The organism is Neobacillus drentensis, assembly GCF_036965245.1.
In the GTDB taxonomy this organism is placed as follows: domain Bacteria; phylum Bacillota; class Bacilli; order Bacillales; family Cytobacillaceae; genus Neobacillus; species Neobacillus drentensis_G.
On record NZ_JBALPG010000075.1, the window covers coordinates 9,518 to 14,604 of the forward strand.

Consider the following 5,087-nt stretch of genomic DNA (forward strand, 5'->3'; position numbering starts at 1 on the left):
GCGGAATCCGAAGACAGTTTGGCGGAATAATTGCAAAAGTTGGCGGAAAAAAATCGTAGTTTGGCGGAAATCCAGATTAGTTTGGCGGAATTCTGGCTTGAGTTGTCGGAATCATCGTGAAGAAAGAGTCAGTTCATCAAAGGAGTTGAGGCTAGTCCTGGAATTATAATAAAAAAGGTAATGTAAAAAAAGGGTTTGGCGGAATCCGAAGACAGTTTGGCGGGAATCCCATTCAAATTGGCGGAAATCCGTCCCAAATTGGCGGAATTCCCCCTCAGCTAAATAGGTCAGCCATAAAACCTTCACAAAATTTTTGACAAATTAGCAGGAATTTCTTCCTTAATTGCAGAACCTCTTCAAGGCATTAATTTTAGGAAAGAAAAAGGAGTGACGAAACAATTGAATATGAAAGAACTAATCCCTCCGCAAAGAATTTTTTTAACAGAAATCTTAAAAGAACGCCTAACACTTGGTCATCCTAAATATCAAGAAATTGAAAAAGATCTAGCCAAAAGATGGGCAGGGTACTGGGGTGAAATGGCATTAGCTAATTACATGAAAGAATTACCACAAGAAAAATACCTTATCTTTCACGACCTCCAACTACAAATCAATGGTATTCACTTTCAAATGGATACTCTCCTCATATCTCAAAACTATATCCTAATCATAGAAGCAAAAAATATTTCTGGCACCTTAGTTTTTGATAATGTATTCAAACAGCTTATTCGCATCCATGAGAATGGTAATGAAGAAGCATTCGAAGACCCGCGAGTTCAATGTCAACGTCTGCAATCGCTCTTACGGAGTTGGACGGCTAAAAATTGCTGCAATTTATTGCCGATAGATTACCTTATTTTTTTTAAAAGTACTAACACAATCTTAAAAACCAATCCCGGTGAAAGAGTCGATTTTAGCAAAGTTTGTAAAGGAAGAGATGTTTTTAATAAAATTGAAAATCTTGAGCAGCGATATAATCATGTAAGAGTTGATAACCAGACCATTACCAAAATAGGGGAGTTACTCTTAAGTCAGCAAAGCCCAAAGCAAATTAACATTTTAAAAGAATACAATCTTACAGAAAAAGATATTCGCAGTGGAGTTTGCTGTCCGAATGATAAATGCCATCATATCCCGATGAATTACAAAAGAGGTAAATGGACTTGCCCAGTCTGCCAAACTACCTCAAAAGTAGCCCATTTAAAAGCCCTCAGTGATTATTTCCACTTGATTAAGCCAACGATTACCAATTTCGAGGTTCGAAGCTTCCTACATCTCCCAAACAACGATATCACTCAAAAAATCCTATTAAGATTGAAATTACCATCCTCAGGAAAAACTAAGAATCGGATATATCATCTTTGTCCAAAGAAGGTGCCAGTATGCGTTTTATCATAAAGGCTGGAATGTTAATACCAAACAACACATCAAGCGACTCTCTCCCCATCACAAAAATTCCGACTATCCCTCAGCCGCCGCTCAATCCAGACTTCGCCTACAACCCAAATATTCAGCAGCTTCTTACAGGAAAACAGCTCCTCTTTGATGATATCCCATTCACCTTCGATGAAATCCAAACACATTATCAAAATGGATATGTCACTTACCGAAAAGGTATCGTCTACAAAGGAAAACAGCCCATCTGTGCCCGCTGCGGCAACAAGGATCCACAGCAGTTTGCATCCTTTCCATGTTCTCGATGTGGAGAAACCTGCCTCTATTGCCGCCATTGCCTAATGATGGGGCGAATCAGTGCATGTACTCCACTTTTAGGCTGGAATGGGCCGGTGCCTGACACCGTTTACCCTACGAAGATATTAGAATGGCAGGGAACGCTCTCGGAAGGACAATTAGTGGCTTCGAATCATGTGGTAGAGGCGATTCGGCGAGATCAGGAGCACTTAGTCTGGGCTGTTTGCGGTGCTGGGAAAACCGAGGTCCTTTTCGCTGGAATTGAGGCGGCGTTAACCTCCAAAAAAAGAATCTGTATCGCCACACCAAGAACAGATGTCGTATTAGAACTGACACCTAGACTAAAGGCGGCATTTCCTACTATTACAGTTGCCTCCCTATACGGCGGCAGCGAAGATCGCCATCTGTATGCTCCCCTCACAATTGCGACCACTCACCAGCTGCTTCGTTTTTACCAAGCATTTGACACCATTATTTTGGACGAGGTCGATGCCTTTCCATATACCGTGGAGGAATCTCTCCAATACGCCGCGATTCATGCGCGGAAACCAACAGCAGCGATGATCTATTTGACGGCAACCCCTAATGAAAAATGGCAAAGAGAATGCCGCTCGGGAAAAAGAGCTTATACAACCATCCCTGCCCGATTCCACCGCCACCCACTGCCAGTGCCCGAATTTGTTTGGTGTGGAAATTGGCAAAAAAAGCTTCAAAAAAATAAATTGCCGCAAAATGCCATCCAATGGATACATAATCGAATAAAGGCTAACAAACAGACATTAATCTTTTTCCCGCATATACCGTTGATGGAAAAAGCCCTACCCATTCTTCAGCAGTTTGATCCAACCATTCAAGCTGTCCATGCCGAAGACCCAGAGCGGAAAAATAAGGTACAAAAAATGCGAACAAAAGAAATTCCTTTACTGTTAACCACGACCATCCTCGAACGTGGGGTAACCTTTCCAAATATTGATGTCGCCGTCATTGGGGCGGAAGATCCCATTTTTACCGAAAGTGCCCTTGTACAAATTGCCGGAAGAGCAGGGAGGAGCAAGGATCATCCAGATGGGGTGGTGACATTTTTTCATTATGGAAAAACTGACGAGATGATAAAGGCAAGGAGACAAATTGTCTCGATGAACAGTGAGGGGGTCAAAAGAGGGCTGCTTGATAAATAAAAGAACAGGAGCTTAAAAAATGAATCTTTTCCAACAAAACCATTGTCTTGTCTGTAATAATGTAATTCAGCCAACAGTAGGCTGGAGAGCGATATTCTCCATTGAAAAGGAACAGCTTTTTTGCTCTGCTTGTGAAGCTAATCTAAAGAAAATTGAAGGAGAAACCTGCAGAATTTGCTGCCGGCCATTTTACCAACTAGATGAGAAATTCCGAAAGGGGGAATGGTGCAATGATTGCTTCCGCTGGGAGGAGGACCCGGAGTGGCAAGGATTACTTGAGAAAAATCATTCACTCTTCCTTTACAATGAATTTTTAAAAGAAGTAATCGCGAAATACAAGTTTCGCGGCGATTATATATTGGCTAAGGTATTCACGGCAGATATAAAAGAAGCACTCACAAAAATGAGACCAGATTTACTTGTACCTATTCCATTGAGCGAAGAACGGCTATATGAGAGAGGGTTTAATCAAGCGGTGGCACTGCTAAAGGAATCTGGCTTTTCCCCTGCAGAAATCCTTACCCGAATTCACTCAGAAAAGCAATCGAAAAAATCAAGGTCAGACCGCATACATTTACCCCAAGTATTTAAAGTCGCTGCCGATTCTAATTTACAAGGAAAAAAGGTCGTCTTGATTGATGATATTTACACAACCGGCTCCACACTAAGGCACGCTGCGAAGCTGTTAAAAGCGGCGGGAGCAGCGAGCATTCAATCGCTGACACTTGCAAGGTAGTGAATGCGGGGGAGACAATGCCTCGCCCCTTAAATATGGTCAAAACTTCATCCGAAGTGCTTTTTGGGCATTTTCAATATCATGACCGAGCAATAGGCCTAAATCGTAGGATGGATAATAGCCATGTTTATGCATGTAATTATAGACTCGATCATGGCCATGGATTGCCCCCATTAGCTGATTGGTGAAGGTTTTTCGTAACGCCGGTGTGGCCGTTTCGGTGATTGCTGTAGCCAAATTGTAGACTAATCCTTTTGAAAGGCCCAGTAGATCTGCAGCGAAAAAGCCCATGTCTTCACGTAAATCTTCTTCCTCCCTCGCTTGATAGCCCTGTGCTGATGGATAAAATTTAAGCAGTTCTTTTAGGTTTCCTTCAAGGTCGTGAATACACTTTTTATAAAGTTCTTTAAGTTCATTATCAGTTACTTTAGTAATGGACATTTTCAGCTTCATTAATCCCGAGGATTGGTAGGCAACCAACTCGTGCAATTCTAATGTTTCGTGCCAGGCAAGCAATTTACGTTCTTCGTGCTCCATATGGCTAAATCCTCCATTCGTTTTCACATCAATTTAACCTATTCGTTGAGCATTTTAGTGGTAAATTGTCCTGATCAATATTAAAATAAGTTTTAATTACCATTTATTTTGGTGAATAGTACCTATTTTTATCAAAAAAGGTGTAAAACATTGTCACTATTTACCTGATGTATTTGTCAAAAAATCGACAAAATTTTTGTTCTGATTTAGCAGGATAATCATAGGGTAAAATAGAAATGTTATTACATAGCCTTAATAAAAGGAGGAGTCCACTAATGAAATATAACGTACGTGGTGAAAACATTGAGGTAACTCCAGCAATTAGAGAGTATGTAGAAAAGAAAATTGCTAAATTGGAGCGTTATTTTACAGAAGCACCAGATGCAAATGTAAATGTGAATCTTAAATTCAATCAAGATAAAACTTCAAAAGTAGAGGTAACCATCCTTCTGCCACAATTAGTTTTACGTGCTGAGGAAACAAACGTCGATATGTATGCGGCGATTGACTTGATAACTGATAAACTTGAACGCCAAATTCGCAAACACAAAACAAAGGTAAACCGTAAGTTCCGTGAAAAAGGCGAATTTCCAATTACATTTGCAACCACTGAAAGCCCAGAACTGCATGATGTGGATGAAGACGAACTTGAGTTAGTTCGCACAAAGCGTTTCGATTTGAAACCAATGGACAGTGAAGAAGCGATTCTGCAAATGAACATGCTTGGTCATAGCTTCTATGTATTCACTAACTCAGATACTAACCGTACAAATGTTGTTTACAAGCGAAAAGATGGCCGTTATGGTTTAATTGAAGCACATTAATATGCTCGATAATGCCGCTCCGGATGACCGGAGCGGCATTATTTATTTTGATATATTATGTTCTATATCTTAAATAAAATGAATCTAAAACCAGAATAGAGAAAAAAATCGATGTTATCC

The 5,087-nt window shown here is 40.5% G+C and carries 5 protein-coding genes; 4 read left to right on the top strand and 1 reads right to left on the bottom strand.

Going from position 1 to position 5,087, the window contains the following annotated elements:
• Positions 1-405: 405 nt before the first annotated feature.
• The 3 genes from V7150_RS16205 to V7150_RS16215 are packed head-to-tail and all read left to right on the top strand — an operon-like array spanning position 406 to position 3,606.
• Positions 406-1,398, top strand: coding sequence for a nuclease-related domain-containing protein (locus V7150_RS16205; RefSeq protein ID WP_335520393.1), 993 nt, complete (start codon positions 406-408; stop codon positions 1,396-1,398).
• Complete coding sequence (locus V7150_RS16210; RefSeq protein ID WP_335520382.1) at positions 1,383-2,870, top strand: DEAD/DEAH box helicase; 1,488 nt, start codon at positions 1,383-1,385, stop codon at positions 2,868-2,870. The genes V7150_RS16205 and V7150_RS16210 overlap by 16 nt, the downstream gene beginning before the upstream one ends.
• Before the next feature lie 19 nt (positions 2,871-2,889).
• Complete coding sequence (locus tag V7150_RS16215) at positions 2,890-3,606, top strand: ComF family protein (protein ID WP_335520385.1); 717 nt, start codon at positions 2,890-2,892, stop codon at positions 3,604-3,606.
• 39 nt (positions 3,607-3,645) lie between these two features.
• Here the strand turns inward: V7150_RS16215 and V7150_RS16220 are convergent, their stop codons facing one another.
• On the bottom strand, positions 3,646-4,143 hold the full coding sequence (locus V7150_RS16220; protein ID WP_335520387.1) for a spore coat protein: 498 nt from the start codon (positions 4,141-4,143) through the stop codon (positions 3,646-3,648).
• Between the two features lie 275 nt (positions 4,144-4,418).
• Between V7150_RS16220 and hpf the strand changes: the two genes are divergently transcribed.
• Positions 4,419-4,967, top strand: a complete 549-nt coding sequence (gene hpf / locus V7150_RS16225; RefSeq protein ID WP_335520390.1) for a ribosome hibernation-promoting factor, HPF/YfiA family — start codon at positions 4,419-4,421, stop codon at positions 4,965-4,967.
• Positions 4,968-5,087: the final 120 nt, after the last annotated feature.